Source organism: Haemophilus sp. THUN1690, from assembly GCF_059704375.1.
Genome location: NZ_AP046582.1, coordinates 1,069,165 through 1,085,925, shown reverse-complemented (window position 1 = coordinate 1,085,925; position 16,761 = coordinate 1,069,165). Strand labels below are relative to the sequence as shown.

The following is a 16,761-nucleotide window of genomic DNA, read 5'->3' as shown; positions in this document are numbered from 1 at the left end:
TCGTGTTTATATTTTGTTTTGTTGGTATGTCTTCTCTTATTATATTATTTAAATTTATTGTGAGTTTTGGAAATATCTCTATGAAAGATATTCTTGACGTATTGTCATTTAACTTATATAGTTTTTCCAGATTATCACCATTAATAGTATTATCAATTCTTATATCTAAAAAACTAAGAGGTGGATAGTATAGAAAGTGTTTAATTTCTGATGTTAAGTTATTAGAAATTTGTAGTCTGTTTGATATTTAAATAGACTACAATTTAAAATACAGAAGTACAAAGTGCGGTCTCTTTTAAAGAGTTTTAAAACTTCTCAAAAATTGACCGCACTTTTTGTATTTTCAATTATGCTTGTGTTAAGTAAACCTTATAACTTTACATCCAATCTAGCGTAAGCACACCCAATTTTCTACGGAAATATCACGAGAGAGCAAGACCCCTAAGCTGCGATGAGAATTAACATTGCTTTTTCTGAAAATATGCGTATTGCTATTAAAGGTAATCTTAATTTAAAAATCTGTTAAGGCTGTAACTGCTACGATAGCAAACAGCAAAAGCTATCTAACGCTAATGGCAAAAAATCTCCGCTTCTAAGAGGGATAACTTGAAAGTGAGGCGAAATTAATGGTTATCGCCTCTTGCATTTTCATAGACGCGCCCCATTTATTTAGCTAAACTCTTAACAATTTTTTGACAAATGGAGAATGAAATGTCACAGAACGGTTCAGATCGCGATCCTTGGAGTAAACCAGGGCAAAGCAACGACCAACAGCCGGGAAATTCATCCAATAATAATGGATGGAATAACAATCAAAATCGTGGGAATCAAGAACAATCTCCGCCAGATATTGAGGAGATTTTTAATAACCTTCTCAGAAAATTAGGTGGTGGAAATAAAAAGAGCGGTCAAAATAATGGTAGTTCTCAAAACAATACGCCATTTAATTTTGGAAAGGTGGTTCCACTTGCCGTGGCGATTGGTGCGATCATTTGGGGCGTAAGTGGTTTCTACACTATTAAAGAGGCTGAGCGTGGTGTGGTGCTTCGTTTTGGTGAATTACATTCCATTGTTCAACCGGGTTTGAACTGGAAGCCAACATTTGTAGATAAAGTATTGCCAGTGAATGTAGAGCAAGTTAAAGAACTTCGTACGCAAGGTTCAATGCTTACTAAAGATGAAAATATGGTTCGTGTGGAAATGACCGTGCAATATCGTGTGCAAGATCCTGCAAAATATCGTTTTAGCGTGACGAATGCGGATGACAGTTTAGGTCAAGCGACTGACAGTGCATTGCGTTATGTGATCGGCCATATGTCAATGAATGATATTTTAACAACAGGCCGTGCGGTTGTTCGTGAAGATACGTGGAAAGCGTTAAATGACATTATCAAATCCTATGATATGGGACTTGAGGTGATTGATGTGAACTTCCAATCTGCGCGCCCACCTGAAGAAGTAAAAGATGCGTTTGATGATGCGATTAAAGCGCAGGAAGATGAACAACGTTTCATTCGTGAAGCGGAAGCTTATGCTCGTGAGAAAGAGCCGATTGCGCGTGGTGATGCACAACGTATTATTGAAGAAGCAACAGCTTATAAAGATCGTATCGTGTTAGATGCACGAGGCGAAGTGGAACGTTTGCAGCGTTTGTTGCCTGAATTTAAAGCTGCGCCAGATTTACTGCGTGAGCGTTTATATATTCAAACCATGGAAAAAGTCATGGCAAATACGCCAAAAGTGATGCTTGATGGCAATAATGGTAACAATTTAACCGTGTTACCCTTAGAACAAATCATGGGTAAAAAAGTATCAGCTAAAGCGCCAGCCGTAACAGAAAGAGCGGTAGAATCTGCGCCTGTTTTATCACAGCCAGAGCGTCTTAATCATTCTTCAAGCCAACTACCAAGCATTGTTGAGCCGATTCGCCAAGGGAGATTTAACTAATGCGTAAATTTTTATTACCAGCTATTTTTGTCATTGCGGCAGTGGTGTATTCCAGTGTCGTGGTCGTGACGGAAGGTACTCGCGGTATTATGTTGCGATTCAACAAAGTACAACGTGATGCAGATAACAAAGTGGTTGTCTATGAACCAGGCTTGCATTTTAAAGTGCCTTTGATTGATAGCATTAAAGTTTTAGATGCGCGTATTCGTACTTTAGATGGATCGGCAACACGTTTTGTTACTGTTGAGAAAAAAGACTTGCTAGTAGATTCTTATGTGAAATGGAAAATTAGTGATTTTGGTCGATTCTACACATCTACTGGAGGTGGCGATTATACTCAAGCTTCAAGCTTGTTAAGCCGTAAAGTAAATGACCGTTTGCGTTCTGAAATTGGTACAAGAACCATTAAAGACATCGTTTCTGGTACGCGTGGTGAATTAATGGAAGGGGCAAAAAAAGCTTTAAATTCAGGGCAAGATAGTACGGCAGAATTGGGTATTGAAGTAATTGATGTGCGTGTAAAACAAATTAATTTACCGGACGAAGTATCTTCTTCAATTTACCAACGTATGCGTGCAGAACGTGATGCAGTCGCGCGTGAACATCGTTCTCAAGGTAAAGAAAAAGCAGCATTTATCCAAGCTGATGTAGATCGTAAAGTGACGTTGATTCTTGCTAATGCAAATAAAACTGCACAAGAATTACGAGGCTCAGGTGATGCAGCGGCGGCAAAATTATATTCAGATGCTTTTGCTCAAGAACCACAGTTCTTTACTTTTGTACGTAGCTTAAAAGCCTATGAAGCGAGTTTTGCAAACTCTGATAATATGATGATTTTAAAACCAGATAGTGATTTCTTCCGCTTTATGCAGGCACCGAAGAAATAGATTTTAAATTGATAAAAACACCTTCCTTGTGAAGGTGTTTTTTTATAGCCAGCGTCTTACTTTTTGTTTGTAACGACGATATTCATCGCCAAATTTACTTTCTAAATAGGCTTCTTCTCGGGCTATTTGAAAGCGATTCATAACTAGTATAAAGACAATCACGCCTAACCAAGCCAAACTATTACCCAACCAAAGAGACCATGCAATTAACATTAACAGCAAACTTAAATACATTGGATTACGGCTAAATTGAAATATGCCCGTAGAAACTAATTGTGTTGTATGTTTAAAGTCATGAGGATTGATGGTCGTTTTGCGGATAAAAAATTGAAGCACACTGCCCCCAGCAATCAAAAATGAAAAAGTAATGACAAAGGCAATAACTGCAAAATGGACAGAATAACTGGCAACTTTTGGCAAAAAATACATTGCTGTGCCAATTAATAAACAGAGTGGTGGTGGAATAAATAACATCGCTAAATCTCATTAATAAAAATGCCGCCTAGTGATAGACGGCATGTAAAGTGCGGTCAAAATTTATTTTAATTTTGCTTTAATCGCTTCTGCCACAAGTTCTGCTTCAGGCCCTAAAATGACTTGTAATCCATCATTACCTAATTTTACATTACCTTTTGAACCAAGCGCTTTAAGTTGATCTTCATTAATATTGTGATGGTCAACTAAAGTTAAGCGTAAACGAGTGATACACGCATCCACAGTTTTGAAGTTTTCTGAACCACCTAAAGCCGCGATAAATTTGACCGCTCTTTCTTCGCGAGATTGGTTGCTTTGTGTTGGGGCTGCAGCTGTATCTGCTTTATCTTCACGGCCCAGCGTTTTGAGATTAAAGGCATTAATTGCAAAACGGAACACAAAATAATAGATAGCAAAGAATACAATACCTTGTACAAGTAACATATACCAGCTAACAGCAAGTGGGTTGCGGCTAGAAAGTACCATATCCACTAAACCAGCACTAAAGCCGAATCCTGCGATCCAGTGCATTGTGGCTGCAATGAATACAGAGATACCCGTTAATAATGCATGCAATACATAAAGTACAGGTGCAACGAACATGAATGAGAATTCAAGCGGTTCGGTGATCCCTGTAAAGAAAGAGGCTAACGCACCCGCAAGCATAATTGAGGCAACTTGTACTTTTTGATTTGGTTTTGCGCAGTGATAAATTGCAAGAGCAGCACCTGGTAAACCAAACATCATCACTGGGAAGAAACCAGCTTGATACATACCTGTTACCCCCATAGTTGCAGTGCCTTCGGCAATGGATTTAGCGCCGCCCAAGAAGTTTGGAATATCGTTGATACCCGCTACGTCAAACCAGAATACAGAGTTTAAGGCATGATGTAAGCCAACAGGAATTAATAAACGGTTGAAGAAACCGTAGATGCCAGCACCGACCGCACCTAAATCTTTGATCGATTCACCAAATGAAACGAGCGCGTTAAAAATATGAGGCCAAATATAGAGTAAGGCAAATGATACAGCGATCATCACGAAAGAAACCAAAATTGGGACGAGGCGTTTTCCGCTAAAGAACGAAAGTGCTTTTGGTAATTCAACTTGATAGAAACGGTTATAAAGTTCAGCTGAAATCACACCAATTAAAATCCCGATAAATTGGTTATTGATTTTTTTGAATGCTGCAGGCACTTCACTAATATCAATGTGTTGTAATTGTGCTACACCAGCAGGGGAAAGTAGGGTGGTCACTACGTAGAAACCAACAAGACCTGAAAGTGCGGCGGAACCGTGTTTGTCTTTTGCAAGCCCAAACGCGACGCCCACAGCGAAGAGTAAGCCCATGTTGTCAATAATTGCTGCACCAGATTTAATTAATAATGCCGCTAATTGACTGTTTGCACCCCAACCATCTGGGTCAATCCAATAGCCAATACCCATTAATAATGCTGCAGCAGGTAAGGCTGCTACAGGCACCATTAAGGCTTGACCGATTTTTTGTGCGTAACTAAGTACACTCATATAATCTCCTTAATTTTTATATTTTGATGAAATCAAAAGGCTTGAGCCCATTCTTTGCCTCAAGCCTTATACATTATTCTATGCCAAATTATTCAACGGTCAATTTTTTACCATCGTAGCTAATTGCTTTAACGCTGGTCAACGCTTTACCACCGTCTGTTTCACCACCGATGAGCAATACTTTATTGTTGTAAGACACAGAGAAACCATAGCCAATATTCATTGGTAATTCACCAACGATACTCCATTTACCATTATTTAAAGTATAAACTTCATTATGCCATGTTTTGGTTAAACCTTTATGCGCATGAAGTTTGCCTTCTTTGAATTGTTTAATTGAACCAGGGAAGTTTGCTCCACCCGTGACTAAATAATGGCCATGGCTATAGCCTGCGAGTGCACCGGCTAAACCATCTTGTGATTTACCTTTTGGCGCAGGTAAGTCAGGTAAGTTTTTCCATTGCACACCTTTAGCAGTGAATTTGCCTTGATGAGTTTCTGCAGTACGAAGACCTGGTTTCACTTCACCATTGACCACCACTAAGTCATTACCTTGGATAGTGAATACCGCACCAGCACGACCAGAGAATGGAATACGACCTTCATTGCGCCATTTATTGGTTGATGGTTCATAGCTCAATAATTCTGTTGTGAAGAAATAATCTTCAGGACGTTGATCGAAATAAGCTGCTGCGATTTCATCTTTTTTCGCTTTATCTTCACCTGCTGCCACGGTGTCTTGGAAGAAACCATTAAATATAGAGAGGTTAGAACCACCTAAAATATAAACTTTATCACCGTGAGATGCGCTGCTTGAACCGACTAATCCACGCGGAGAGCGAGTAGGAAGTTTCACCCAAGTATTATCAGCCGGATTGTAGCTGTAAGCATCATTAACAAGTTGTAGTTCACCTTTTTCATTTTTTTGCAAACCACCGAATACATAAAGTTTTCCATCTACGGCTGCTGCAACAGGTTGATTACGTTCACCACCAGGAAATGCTGCAATTTCTTTCCATTGTGCAGCAGGATCTTTTAAGTCTAAAGAATAGAATTTATTGCCACCAGAACCTAAGCCTACATATACGGTATCGCCGATGAGTGCACCTGTTCCACTTTTGATGCCTACTGGTAAATCTGGATAGACTTGTGCGCTAGCTGAAAATGCAACAGTTGCAAAAAGTGCGGCGCATAATGCTGTTTTTGTCAATTTCATAATAAACCTCATTTATTAAGTTATGTTTATGGTTTGCTATTCATAAAACCGCATTGAATAGGATTTATTTTATAAAAAAAGTGCGGTTATAAAAGCCTTGCTTTTTTTAACCGCACTTTAGTGTTAAGACATCAATAGATTTGGCACAAAAGTAATGATTTGTGGGAAAATCGTAATTAATACTAATGTTAAGAATATTGGTATTAAGAACGGCAATACACCTTTCGTTACAGTGGATACTGACATATTACCCACACGTGCCACCACAAAGAGAGCCATACCCATTGGTGGTGTTAAGATACCGATCATCATATTCAAAGTAGTCATTACACCGAAGAATACTAAGTCGATATTAAATTGCATTGCGATTGGAATTAACATTGGTAACACTAAGAATTGCAATGCTAATGCATCAATGAACATACCCAAGAAGAGCAAGAGCGCATTGATCATGACTAATACCATAAGTGGAGAATCAGCTACGGCAACGAACACATCTGCAATACGCATTGCAACTTGTTCACGCGCGATCATATCTCCGAAGAAGGTCACAGTCATAATCATTAATGCAACCACACCAGTAATTGCCATTGCTTCAACGCAGCTATTAAAGAGCATTTTCATGGTTAATTCTTTATAAACGAATTTACCAATGATTACGGAATAAGTCGCAGCAACAACGGCAGATTCTGTTGGGCTAAATAAGCCAGAGAAGATACCACCGATGATGAGTAATGGGGTTAAAATTGCCCAGAACGCTTTTTTGAATGATGTGCAAAGTTCTTCACGAGTTGCTTTTGGTGTTCTTGGATAACCACGTTTTTTGGATACGTAGTAGTTCATGATCATCAAAGCAATTGTTACAAGTATGCCTGGTACAAAACCTGCAACGAAGAGTTTCGCAATGGATTCGTTGGCGATTACACCGTAAATAATCATGGCAATACTTGGTGGAACTAATGGACCGATGATACAAGAAGCTGCAGTGATACCACCACAAATATCATCATCATAACCTGCATCGCGCATAGCCTTGATTTCTAACTGACCTAAGCCACCAGCATCAGCAAGTGCAGAACCTGACATACCTGAGAACAATAAACTTGCGCCAATATTTACATGACCCATACCGCCAGTGTAGTGACCGAGTAAGGCTTTCGCAAAATTAAAGATACGTTCTGTTATACCGCCTGTATTCATTAAAATACCTGTTAGGATATAGAACGGCACAGCAAGTAATGAGAAGCTATCTAAACTCATGGTTAGTTTTTCGGCTGCTGCGTTTACCACGTTCCATCTGGTCATTGAGAAATAAAGTAATGTGGTGATAAATAATGACCAACCTACTGGCACGCCCAGGAACATAATAACTAGCCAGAATATTAGAGCAACGTATACGGAGTTAGAACCAAATTTCACATATTCTGTGATGCGTAATACTTTGTACCACTCTGGGAACGTAAATAAAATGCCTAATAAAATGACCGCACTTACAATGAAGAATGTCGCCGGTAAAAAGCTTTTATCTTCTTTAAAATTGTCTGCTTGTGCTTGGAAGAAGCGCACTAACATTAGGATAGAAATGATCGGCAGAGAAGCATAAATCCATTTCTCTGAAATTCCACCTAATGCGTCAATAGGGAAATCTGCACCAAGGAACGTTTTAATACCAAAATGGATAAAGAAAATAATGCCAAGGAAAATCACTAATTGCACAAAAGAGTTTGTTACTTTTTTGATAGAAGCAGGCATTAAATTGGTTAAGAAGTCGATGTAAACGTGTTCTTGTTTGCGAATTGCCACGCTAATACCAAGCATTCCTACATAAACAAACAATAGTTTAGCGAGTTCTTCACTCCAAATTAACGGCGAGTGGAAAGCTTGGCGGAATAGGATTTGAGCAACAAGAATACCGAAGATCACAAGGAATAGCGCGCCGCCAATCCATTCTTCAAGTTTGTTAAAAAATTTCATACTTCACTCCGGGAGATTGTGGAGAACGAAAATGAGTGCGCCAACCAAATTGCTGGCGCACGTGATAGAGATTATTTAATAGCTTGGATTTCTTTTAATGCTTTTTCACCTTTCTCACCAGTTTGTTTCACAAACTCAGCATAGAATGGTTTCATCGCCTCTTTGAATGGAGTTAAATCTGGGTGAGTCACTTTAACACCTTGTTTTTCAAAGAATGTCACTAAATCTTTTTCACCATCTACGAATAATTTAGTGTGGTATTTTGCTGCATTTTCAGCGGCGTCTTTGACTACTTTTTGAAGATCTTCAGGTAATTCTTTATAAGTTTCGTTACTCACTAAATAAAGTTGGTCATTCAAAATGTGGTTAGTTATCGCTAAGAATTTTTGCACTTCATAGAATTTTTGCGCTTGTACTGTTGCTAATGGGTTTTCTTGACCATCTACAGAGTTAGTTTGAAGTGCAAGATATACTTCAGAGAATGCCATAGGTGTTGGAGATGCGCCCACATATTTTGCGTACGCTAAGTTAGTTGCAGCATTTGGTACACGAAGTTTTAAGCCTTTCATATCAGCAATGCTATTGATCGCTCTATTTGAAGTTGTTTGGCGAGTACCGTTATAAGCTTGTGATAATAAGGTTAAGCCTAATTCTTTATTCATTTTTTGCACTAAATCTTTACCAAATGCGGTTTCTTGTAATGCTTTTTGTGCAACGTTGTAGTCGCTGATGACATATGGTAACGCGAACACTGCTGCTTCAGGATAGAATAATTGGAAACGAGCTGATTCAGCAAAAGTGAAGTCAAGAGAACCGTCTTTTAATTGTTTTAACATTGCACGGTCATCACCAAGTTGTGAACTTGGATAAAGTGAAACTTCAATTTTACCATGTGATTTTTCTTTTACTTCTTTTGCAAACATTTCTGCTGCTTTGTACTCGTTAGATGAAGTACCCGCATTCATACCAAATTTTAAGTCATAATCTGCGGCAAAAACGGCTGAAGAAACGCCTAATGTGATAGCAGTTGCAAGGAAAAGTTTAGTAAATTTCATAATGTTCGCTCCTGTGTGAACCTATGTTGATATAAGCCATAATTGGCTTGGATTGAAAGTGAATGCTTGATGTTTTAGACATCAAAAAACTACTCGGGCGCTATTCTAAAGTAAAAAAATACTTTTTGAACTGCTCTTTGAAGTTTTATTTCAAAATTGAGAGGTAGATCACATTTACAAAAAAATACTTCAAAAAATCTTTTAAAATGGAGTTATGTTTTTATATAATGCTGAGCACTGACGAAAATGCGGGCTCAGTTATATTTTTGAGGATGATTGAGTCTAAATAATGCTAACGCCTAGATGGCTTGTAATAAAGCATTTAAGCATTATCGGCCTCAATATATTTAGGAGTGATATTATGTCGAAATTATCTCATCAAGATGTGCTTTCTCAAATTCAATATGGTCTCATTGCTTCTTGCCAACCTGTTGATGATGGCCCAATGGATAAACCAGAAATTGTTTCTGCCATGGCCCAAGCTTCTGTTGCTGGTGGCGCATCAGGTTTACGTATTGAAGGTGTAGATAACCTTAAAGCGACACGTCCTTTTGTAAACATTCCAATTATCGGTATTGTAAAACGTGACTTACCTGATTGTCCGATTCGTATTACGCCATTTCTGCAAGATATTGAAGATCTTGCCAATGCTGGGGCAGATATCATTGCGGTAGATGGCACTAGCCGTCCTCGCCCAGTTGATATTGAAAGTGCGGTGAAAAAAATCCATGAAATGGGCTGTTTGGCTATGGCAGATTGCTCTAATTTAGAAGAAGGCTTGTATTGTCAAAAACTCGGTTTTGATATTGTGGGGAGCACAATGTCTGGTTATACAGGTGGTCCAGTTCCCGAAGAACCTGATTATCAATTAGTGAAAGATTTAAAAGCGGCAGGTTGTTTTGTTATGGCTGAAGGTCGCTATAACACCCCTGAATTGGCAAAAGTGGCGATTGAAATTGGCGCAGATTGCGTAACCGTTGGTTCAGCCTTAACTCGCCTTGAGCATATCGTGAGTTGGTTCGCTAATTCTGTGAAATCTGCAAGATAGTCGTAAGACGTGTGAGAAAATACTTCATACTATAAGGATAAGTTATGCGTTGTTTAGCTCTAGACATTGGCGGTACAAAAATCGCAGCGGCTATCGTAAAAAATGGCGAAGTTGAACAACGCCAACAAATTCATACGCCGCGTGAAAATGTGGTAGAAGGAATGCATCAAGCATTGGAACAACTTCTTACTCATTATGCGGGGCAATTTGATTATGTGGCGGTGGCGTCAACAGGCATTATAAATGATGGTATTTTAACCGCACTTAATCCTAAAAATCTGGGTGGTTTGAATCAATTTCCATTAAAAGAAAGTATTGCTAAACACACGGATAAACTAATTGGCTTATTAAATGATGCACAAGCTGCAACTTATGCGGAATACCAACTCCAAGATTCAGAAAAAGTATCAAACTTTGTTTTTATTACTGTTTCAACTGGCGTGGGTGGCGGTGTCATATTAAACCAACAATTACAAACTGGTCCAAAGGGAATCGCAGGACATATCGGGCATACATTAGCGGATCCAAATGGCCCAATGTGTGGTTGTGGTCGTCGAGGTTGTGTAGAAGCCGTTGCTGCTGGTCGTGCTATTGAAGCGGTGTCTTCTCAATGGGACGATCCTTGTGAACCAAGAGAGGTTTTTGAACGCTTTAGAAAAAATGATGAAAAAGCTACCGCACTTATAGAACGTTCAGCCCAAGCCATTGCCAATTTAGTGGCGGATTTAGTGATTGGATTGGATGTGCAAAAAGTCGTTATAGGCGGTAGTGTCGGGTTGGCTGAAGGTTATTTACCATTAGTCAAACGTTTCTTACAGGCTATGCCTGCTGTATATAGCTGTGACATTGAATCTGCTAAATTTGGTCAAGATGCAGGATTAGTCGGCGCAGCTTATTGGGTAAAAGATGTTCTGCTTGATAAACCAAAAGGAACAATTTATGGCTAAATCTGGAAATGTGTTAAACACCATTAGTTCGCTTTACCACAGCCTAACCAAATCAGAGAAAAAAATTGCTGATACGATCTTGCGTTCCCCTGATTTGGTGTCTCAATGCCCCCTTTCAGAAATCGCTAAGCATTTGGAAGTTGGAGAAGCCACACTTGTCCGTTTTTGTCGAACCATTGGTTTTAAAGGTTTCAGCGATTTTAAATTAGAACTCTCCATTGAGCTTGCCACGAAAGATAACAATGATGAAACTGTGCTCGAAACAGAAATTATGCCGAGCGATGATTCTTTAACGATTGCGCAAAAGTTGCAAGCGGCAGTTTCTAATGTAATGGAAGAAACGGTTAATTTATTAGATTTGAAACAGCTTGAACAAGTCGTTAAAGCCATTAAAAAAGCACGTCGTATCTTTTTATTCGGCGTGGGATCATCTGGTGTGACAGCTGAAGATGCAAAAAATAAATTGATGCGTATAGGTTTCCAAGTGGATGCAACAGGTAATAATCATTTTATGTATATGCAGGCGGCATTACTTACGTCTTCTGATGTGGCAATTGGTTTAAGTCATTCCGGCTATTCCGCTGAAACAGCGCACACACTCAAAATTGCTAAACAAAATGGCGCAACGACAGTGGCATTAACTCACAGTTTGCGTTCACCCGTTACAGAATATGCTGATTATGTTTTGGTAAATGGTAATAAACAAGGGAAGCTACAAGGTGACTCCATTGGTACCAAAATTGCACAGCTTTTTGTATTAGATTTAATTTATGCTTTGTTAGTGCAGGGCGAAGAAGAACTTGCAGCTCAAACCAAGCAAAAAACCCTCAATGTGATTCTTGAACAACGTATAAAATAGGAGAAAACTTATGCGTGATTTAAAAGGTATTTTTAGTGCATTATTAGTGTCATTTAATGAAGATGGCACAATTAATGAAAAAGGTTTACGTCAAATTATCCGCCACAATATCGACAAGATGAAAGTTGATGGTTTATATGTGGGTGGTTCAACAGGCGAAAACTTTATGCTTTCAACTGAAGAGAAAAAAGAAATCTTCCGTATTGCAAAAGATGAAGCAAAAGATCAAATCGCGCTAATTGCTCAAGTGGGTAGCGTAAACTTAAAAGAAGCAGTTGAATTAGGTAAATATGCAACAGAATTAGGCTACGATAGCTTATCTGCAGTTACTCCGTTCTACTATAAATTTAGTTTCCCTGAAATCAAACATTATTACGACACCATTATTGCAGAAACAGGCAATAATATGATCGTGTATTCTATTCCGTTCTTAACTGGCGTGAATATGGGAATTGAACAATTTGGTGAACTTTACAAAAACCCGAAAGTATTAGGGGTAAAATTCACAGCAGGTGACTTCTATTTATTAGAACGTTTGAAAAAAGCTTATCCAAACCACTTAATTTGGGCTGGTTTCGATGAAATGATGTTACCTGCGGCCGCACTTGGTGTGGATGGTGCAATTGGTTCAACTTTCAACGTAAACGGTGTTCGTGCTCGTCAAATTTTTGAATTAACCAAAGCGGGTAAATTAGGCGAAGCGTTAGAAATTCAACACGTAACCAACGATTTAATCGAAGGCATTTTAGCGAACGGTTTATATTTAACCATCAAAGAATTGCTTAAATTAGAAGGTGTGGATGCGGGTTATTGCCGTGAGCCAATGACAGCAAAAGCAACAGATGCTCAGCTTGCTAAAGCAAAAGAGTTGAAAGCGAAATTTTTATAATTAATGGAATATCGTGAGAACCTAGGGGAGTGACTTTCCTAGGTTACTCATAATTTATCCCTCTTTGGGTGCAATTCTCGTTTCCTGCTTCTCAGTTTTTCTATTTCGTAGTGGGGAACCATTATGTTTAACCGTTGGTTTGTTTATCCACGGTATCGAAAATAAAGGAAGTATAGTATGCGTCTTATCCCTCTACACAACGAACAACAGGTGAGTCGTTGGGCTGCACGCCATATTGTTGATCGTATCAATCATTTTAATCCTACGGCTGAACGCCCTTTTGTTCTTGGTTTACCAACTGGTGGCACGCCATTAAAAACTTACCAAGAATTAATCGCACTTTGTAAAGCGGGAGAGGTGAGTTTTAAGCATGTGGTAACATTCAATATGGACGAATATGTGGGTTTACCAGAGGAACATCCTGAAAGTTATCATAGTTTTATGTATAACAATTTCTTCAATCATATCGATATTCAGCCAGAAAATATCAATATTCTTAACGGCAACACGGATGATCATGATGCGGAATGTCGCCGTTATGAAGAAAAAATTAAATCTTACGGAAAAATTAATTTATTTATGGGCGGAGTAGGCAATGATGGCCATATTGCCTTTAATGAACCGGCGTCATCATTAAGTTCCCGTACTCGTATTAAAACGTTAACTCAAGACACGCTGATCGCAAATTCACGCTTCTTTGATAATGATGTGAATAAAGTGCCTAAATATGCTTTAACTATTGGCGTAGGCACATTATTAGATGCAGAAGAAGTGATGATCCTTGCGACTGGCCATCATAAGGCGCTTGCAGTTCAAGCAGCCGTAGAAGGTGGTGTGAACCATATGTGGACAGTGAGTGCACTTCAACTACATCGCCATTTTGTGTTAGTTTGTGATGAGCCTGCACAACAGGAATTAAAAGTAAAAACTGTTAAATATTTTACTGAATTAGAACAACGCGCGATTCATAGCGTGTTATAAGATCCTACCGCTCAAAAGAGCGGTAATTTTTCTGATTATTTTATTTAAGGACAAAAAATGAGATATGCATTAACGAATTGTGTGATTTACACAAAATATGATGTTTTACGTGATTTTGCTGTAATTATTAACGGTGAAATTATTGAAGCGGTAGTTCCACAAGCTGAATTAGAAACAGGCATCAAAATCATTGATTTGCAAGGTAATAATTTAACCGCTGGTTTTATTGATCTGCAATTAAATGGCTGTGGTGGCGTGATGTTTAACGATCAAACTAGCGTTGAAACCTTGGAAATTATGCAGGAAACTAACTTGAAATCAGGTTGTACAAGTTTCCTTCCAACTTTTATCACGGCACCAGATGAAAACATAAAAAGTGCGGTGAAAATTATGCGTGAATATTTAAATAAGCATAAAAACCAAGCACTTGGTTTACATATTGAAGGACCGTTTATCAGCGTTGAGAAAAAAGGGGTACACCGTCCCGAATATATTCGTGAAATTACGCCTGAAATGAAGGATTTCCTCTGTGAAAATGGTGATGTCATTACAAAAATTACCATTGCCGCAGAAAACCCGACCATTAACTATACGCCTGATTTTGTGAAAGCGGGTATCATTGTATCTGTAGGCCATTCTAATGCGACTTATGAAGTCGCTAAAGCCGCATTCCACAAAGGCGCAACTTTTGCGACTCACTTGCATAATGCAATGTCGCCAATTAGTTCTGGACGTGCTATGGGCGTAGTAGGTGCGGTACTAGATTCTGATGTTTACACTGGTATTATCGTGGATGGTGTGCATATCAATTACGGCAATGTTCGCATTGATAAAAAAATTAAAGGTGACAAACTTTGTATTGTGACTGACTCTCTCGCAGCAGCAGGAGCTCCACCTGAATTGGAAACATTCACCTTTGTAGGTAAAACCATTTATATCCGAGATGGCCGTTGTTTTGATGCAAACGGTACGATTGCTGGCGCATCAATTACCATGATCGAATCTATTAAGAATGCAGTGGAGTTTGTTGAAATTCCACTTGCTGAAGCAATTAGAATGAGTAACCTTTATCCTGCGCGAGCAATTGGTGTAGATGATCGTTTAGGTTCGGTAGAAAAAGGAAAAATCGCGAATTTAGCTGTGTTTACGTCAGATTATAAAGTGACGGCAACCGTGCTCAATGGTGAATGGAAACCTAATTGATTTAAAGTGCGGTAAATTTTTCTGATCTTTTATAGCCCAACCAATCGGTTGGGTTATTTTTTGCTTTACTACTTTAATAAGAATAATTTTCATCTATAATATGAAAACCAAGTTAATTACTAGGAGATAGATATGGCAAAAGATGAAGTAGGGCATAATTTTCTTGCACGTTTAGGTAAAACTCGTTTGCGTCCAGGCGGTAAAAAAGCAACAGATTGGTTAATTGCTAATGGCGATTTTAGCCAAGATAAAAAAGTATTAGAGGTTGCCTGTAATATGGGAACGACAGCAATTGGATTGGCGAAACAATTTGGTTGCCATATTGAAGGTGTGGATTTAGACGAACATGCGTTAGAAAAAGCACAAGTAAATATCGAAGCAAATGGCTTGCAAGAAAAAATTCATGTACAGCGTGCGAATGCGATGAAGTTGCCTTTCGAGGATGAAAGTTTTGATATTGTCATCAATGAAGCGATGCTGACGATGTTACCCGTGGAAGCGAAGAAAAAAGCCATTGCAGAATATTTTCGAGTGTTAAAACCCAATGGTTTATTGCTTACTCACGATGTTATGCTGGTGGGGAATGATCATCAAACTATTCTAGAAAATATGCGCAAAGCGATTAACGTGACGGTAACGCCATTAACGAAAGATGGATGGAAAGGTATATTCCAAGAAAGTGGCTTTAGAAATGTTGATACTTTCTCTGGCGAGATGACCTTACTTTCACCAAAAGGAATGATTTATGATGAGGGCATTCTTGGGACGTTAAAAATCATCCGTAATGCTATGAAAGCGGAAAATCGTGAGCAATTTAAAAGAATGTTTAAAACCTTTAATGATCCTGAACATAAATTACATTTTATTGCTGTATGCAGCCAAAAATAACATAAAAAAATGAACCGCACTTTTATGTGCGGTTTGCTTTTTCTTACGATAATTTTTTCAATAGTTTTTTTAGATTTATTTTGAATAATCCCTTGCACCGAAAATTGCAGTACCAATACGTACCATAGTAGAACCGCATTTTATTGCGCTCGGCATATCATCCGTCATTCCCATAGAAAGAGTATCAATTTGTTGATTAGGTAAGGCTTGTTTAAGTTGTTCAAATAGAGATAACATCTTTTTAAATGCATTTTCTTGTTCTGCGATGTTATCAGTCGGCGCGGGTATTGCCATTAAGCCACGTAGGCATAAGTGCGGTAAATTTTCGATGTGTTTTGCCAGTGTTAACATTTCCTCAGATTGAATGCCTGATTTACTTTCTTCATCGCTGATATTAATCTGAATCAAGACATTCAACGGTGTCTTATTAGTCGGTCGTTGTTCATTTAAACGATCTGCAATTTTTGCTCGATCAAGCGTTTGCATCCAATCAAAATGTTCTGCCACGAGACGGGTTTTATTCGATTGTAATGGGCCGATAAAATGCCATTCAAGGTTAATACCTTGAGACTCAAAATATTGGATCTTTTCTACACCTTCTTGCACATAATTTTCCCCAAAGGCTATTTGTCCAGCTTGATAAGCCGAAAGTATAGCGGAGATAGGTTTGGTCTTAGATACGGCAAGTAATTTTACGATATTTTGATTGCGTGTTGCTTCTTCGCAAGCCGTTTCAATTTTTTGATGAATTAGGTTGAGATTATGCTGGATATCCATAGGTTCTCCTTTATAAAAGTGCGGTTAGTTTACACGAAATTTATTTACTGAGAAAATTTCTGAAAAATTTGTTACTTTCTGTTTGACAA

General features: G+C 38.5%; 15 protein-coding genes. 9 read left to right on the top strand and 6 right to left on the bottom strand.

Annotated elements, in window-relative coordinates:
- The first annotated feature begins 711 nt into the window (after positions 1-711).
- Both hflK and hflC read left to right on the top strand, forming a co-directional pair.
- Positions 712-1,947, top strand: coding sequence for an FtsH protease activity modulator HflK (gene hflK / locus AC6H22_RS05040; RefSeq protein WP_497515456.1), 1,236 nt, complete (start codon positions 712-714; stop codon positions 1,945-1,947).
- Complete coding sequence (gene hflC / locus AC6H22_RS05035; RefSeq protein ID WP_005639909.1) at positions 1,947-2,834, top strand: protease modulator HflC; 888 nt, start codon at positions 1,947-1,949, stop codon at positions 2,832-2,834. Before hflK ends, hflC begins: the two co-directional genes overlap by 1 nt.
- A 42-nt stretch (positions 2,835-2,876) precedes the next feature.
- On the opposite strand, the gene AC6H22_RS05030 is transcribed toward hflC, so the two are convergent.
- The 5 genes from AC6H22_RS05030 to AC6H22_RS05010 form a co-directional block, all read right to left on the bottom strand.
- Positions 2,877-3,308 carry a methyltransferase family protein gene (locus AC6H22_RS05030; RefSeq protein WP_497515455.1) on the bottom strand — a complete coding sequence of 144 codons (432 nt, stop codon included), beginning with the start codon at positions 3,306-3,308 and terminating at the stop codon, positions 2,877-2,879.
- 63 nt (positions 3,309-3,371) lie between these two features.
- Entirely contained in the window at positions 3,372-4,835 is a 1,464-nt protein-coding gene (nagE, locus tag AC6H22_RS05025) for an N-acetylglucosamine-specific PTS transporter subunit IIBC (protein WP_497515454.1), read from the bottom strand.
- 88 nt (positions 4,836-4,923) lie between these two features.
- On the bottom strand, positions 4,924-6,051 hold the full coding sequence (locus tag AC6H22_RS05020; protein ID WP_497515453.1) for an N-acetylneuraminate epimerase: 1,128 nt from the start codon (positions 6,049-6,051) through the stop codon (positions 4,924-4,926).
- Positions 6,052-6,174: 123 nt separating this feature from the next.
- On the bottom strand, positions 6,175-8,025 hold the full coding sequence (locus AC6H22_RS05015; protein WP_497515452.1) for a TRAP transporter large permease subunit: 1,851 nt from the start codon (positions 8,023-8,025) through the stop codon (positions 6,175-6,177).
- Positions 8,026-8,096: 71 nt separating this feature from the next.
- Positions 8,097-9,083, bottom strand: coding sequence for a sialic acid TRAP transporter substrate-binding protein SiaP (locus AC6H22_RS05010; RefSeq protein ID WP_497515533.1), 987 nt, complete (start codon positions 9,081-9,083; stop codon positions 8,097-8,099).
- 358 nt (positions 9,084-9,441) lie between these two features.
- On the opposite strand from AC6H22_RS05010, the gene AC6H22_RS05005 reads away from it, so the two are divergent.
- From AC6H22_RS05005 to AC6H22_RS04975, 7 genes are all read left to right on the top strand, one after another.
- Positions 9,442-10,128 carry a putative N-acetylmannosamine-6-phosphate 2-epimerase gene (locus tag AC6H22_RS05005; RefSeq protein WP_118817073.1) on the top strand — a complete coding sequence of 229 codons (687 nt, stop codon included), beginning with the start codon at positions 9,442-9,444 and terminating at the stop codon, positions 10,126-10,128.
- A 44-nt stretch (positions 10,129-10,172) separates the two neighbouring features.
- Positions 10,173-11,075, top strand: a complete 903-nt coding sequence (locus tag AC6H22_RS05000; protein WP_497515451.1) for an N-acetylmannosamine kinase — start codon at positions 10,173-10,175, stop codon at positions 11,073-11,075.
- Positions 11,068-11,934, top strand: coding sequence for a MurR/RpiR family transcriptional regulator (locus tag AC6H22_RS04995; RefSeq protein WP_005625613.1), 867 nt, complete (start codon positions 11,068-11,070; stop codon positions 11,932-11,934). Before AC6H22_RS05000 ends, AC6H22_RS04995 begins: the two co-directional genes overlap by 8 nt.
- 10 nt (positions 11,935-11,944) lie before the next feature.
- Positions 11,945-12,823 (top strand): N-acetylneuraminate lyase, encoded by an 879-nt coding sequence (gene nanA, locus AC6H22_RS04990; RefSeq protein WP_046953070.1) that lies wholly within the window; start codon positions 11,945-11,947, stop codon positions 12,821-12,823.
- A gap of 177 nt (positions 12,824-13,000) precedes the next feature.
- The gene (gene nagB, locus AC6H22_RS04985) at positions 13,001-13,804 is read left to right on the top strand and encodes a glucosamine-6-phosphate deaminase (RefSeq protein WP_009500377.1); all 804 of its coding nucleotides are present in this window, start codon (positions 13,001-13,003) and stop codon (positions 13,802-13,804) included.
- A 57-nt stretch (positions 13,805-13,861) separates the two neighbouring features.
- Entirely contained in the window at positions 13,862-15,007 is a 1,146-nt protein-coding gene (gene nagA / locus AC6H22_RS04980; protein WP_046953069.1) for an N-acetylglucosamine-6-phosphate deacetylase, read from the top strand.
- 132 nt (positions 15,008-15,139) lie between these two features.
- Positions 15,140-15,895: a class I SAM-dependent methyltransferase gene (locus tag AC6H22_RS04975; RefSeq protein WP_046953068.1), complete on the top strand. Its 756-nt coding sequence runs from the start codon at positions 15,140-15,142 to the stop codon at positions 15,893-15,895.
- Between the two features lie 75 nt (positions 15,896-15,970).
- Here AC6H22_RS04975 and AC6H22_RS04970 read toward each other — a convergent pair whose 3' ends face one another.
- Positions 15,971-16,672 (bottom strand): YggS family pyridoxal phosphate-dependent enzyme, encoded by a 702-nt coding sequence (locus AC6H22_RS04970; protein WP_005625604.1) that lies wholly within the window; start codon positions 16,670-16,672, stop codon positions 15,971-15,973.
- Positions 16,673-16,761: the final 89 nt, after the last annotated feature.

What these genes read in the sequence shown, in the direction of transcription:
- hflC (WP_005639909.1), top strand. Translation starts at nt 1,947, where the DNA reads ATGCGTAAATTTTTATTACCAGCTATTTTTGTCATTGCGGCAGTGGTG.
- AC6H22_RS05005 (WP_118817073.1), top strand. Translation starts at nt 9,442, where the DNA reads ATGTCGAAATTATCTCATCAAGATGTGCTTTCTCAAATTCAATATGGT.
- AC6H22_RS05030 (WP_497515455.1), bottom strand. Translation starts at nt 3,308, where the DNA reads ATGTTATTTATTCCACCACCACTCTGTTTATTAATTGGCACAGCAATG.
- AC6H22_RS04970 (WP_005625604.1), bottom strand. Translation starts at nt 16,672, where the DNA reads ATGGATATCCAGCATAATCTCAACCTAATTCATCAAAAAATTGAAACG.
- nanA (WP_046953070.1), top strand. Translation starts at nt 11,945, where the DNA reads ATGCGTGATTTAAAAGGTATTTTTAGTGCATTATTAGTGTCATTTAAT.
- nagA (WP_046953069.1), top strand. Translation starts at nt 13,862, where the DNA reads ATGAGATATGCATTAACGAATTGTGTGATTTACACAAAATATGATGTT.
- nagB (WP_009500377.1), top strand. Translation starts at nt 13,001, where the DNA reads ATGCGTCTTATCCCTCTACACAACGAACAACAGGTGAGTCGTTGGGCT.
- AC6H22_RS04995 (WP_005625613.1), top strand. Translation starts at nt 11,068, where the DNA reads ATGGCTAAATCTGGAAATGTGTTAAACACCATTAGTTCGCTTTACCAC.
- AC6H22_RS05020 (WP_497515453.1), bottom strand. Translation starts at nt 6,051, where the DNA reads ATGAAATTGACAAAAACAGCATTATGCGCCGCACTTTTTGCAACTGTT.
- AC6H22_RS05000 (WP_497515451.1), top strand. Translation starts at nt 10,173, where the DNA reads ATGCGTTGTTTAGCTCTAGACATTGGCGGTACAAAAATCGCAGCGGCT.
- AC6H22_RS04975 (WP_046953068.1), top strand. Translation starts at nt 15,140, where the DNA reads ATGGCAAAAGATGAAGTAGGGCATAATTTTCTTGCACGTTTAGGTAAA.
- hflK (WP_497515456.1), top strand. Translation starts at nt 712, where the DNA reads ATGTCACAGAACGGTTCAGATCGCGATCCTTGGAGTAAACCAGGGCAA.
- nagE (WP_497515454.1), bottom strand. Translation starts at nt 4,835, where the DNA reads ATGAGTGTACTTAGTTACGCACAAAAAATCGGTCAAGCCTTAATGGTG.
- AC6H22_RS05015 (WP_497515452.1), bottom strand. Translation starts at nt 8,025, where the DNA reads ATGAAATTTTTTAACAAACTTGAAGAATGGATTGGCGGCGCGCTATTC.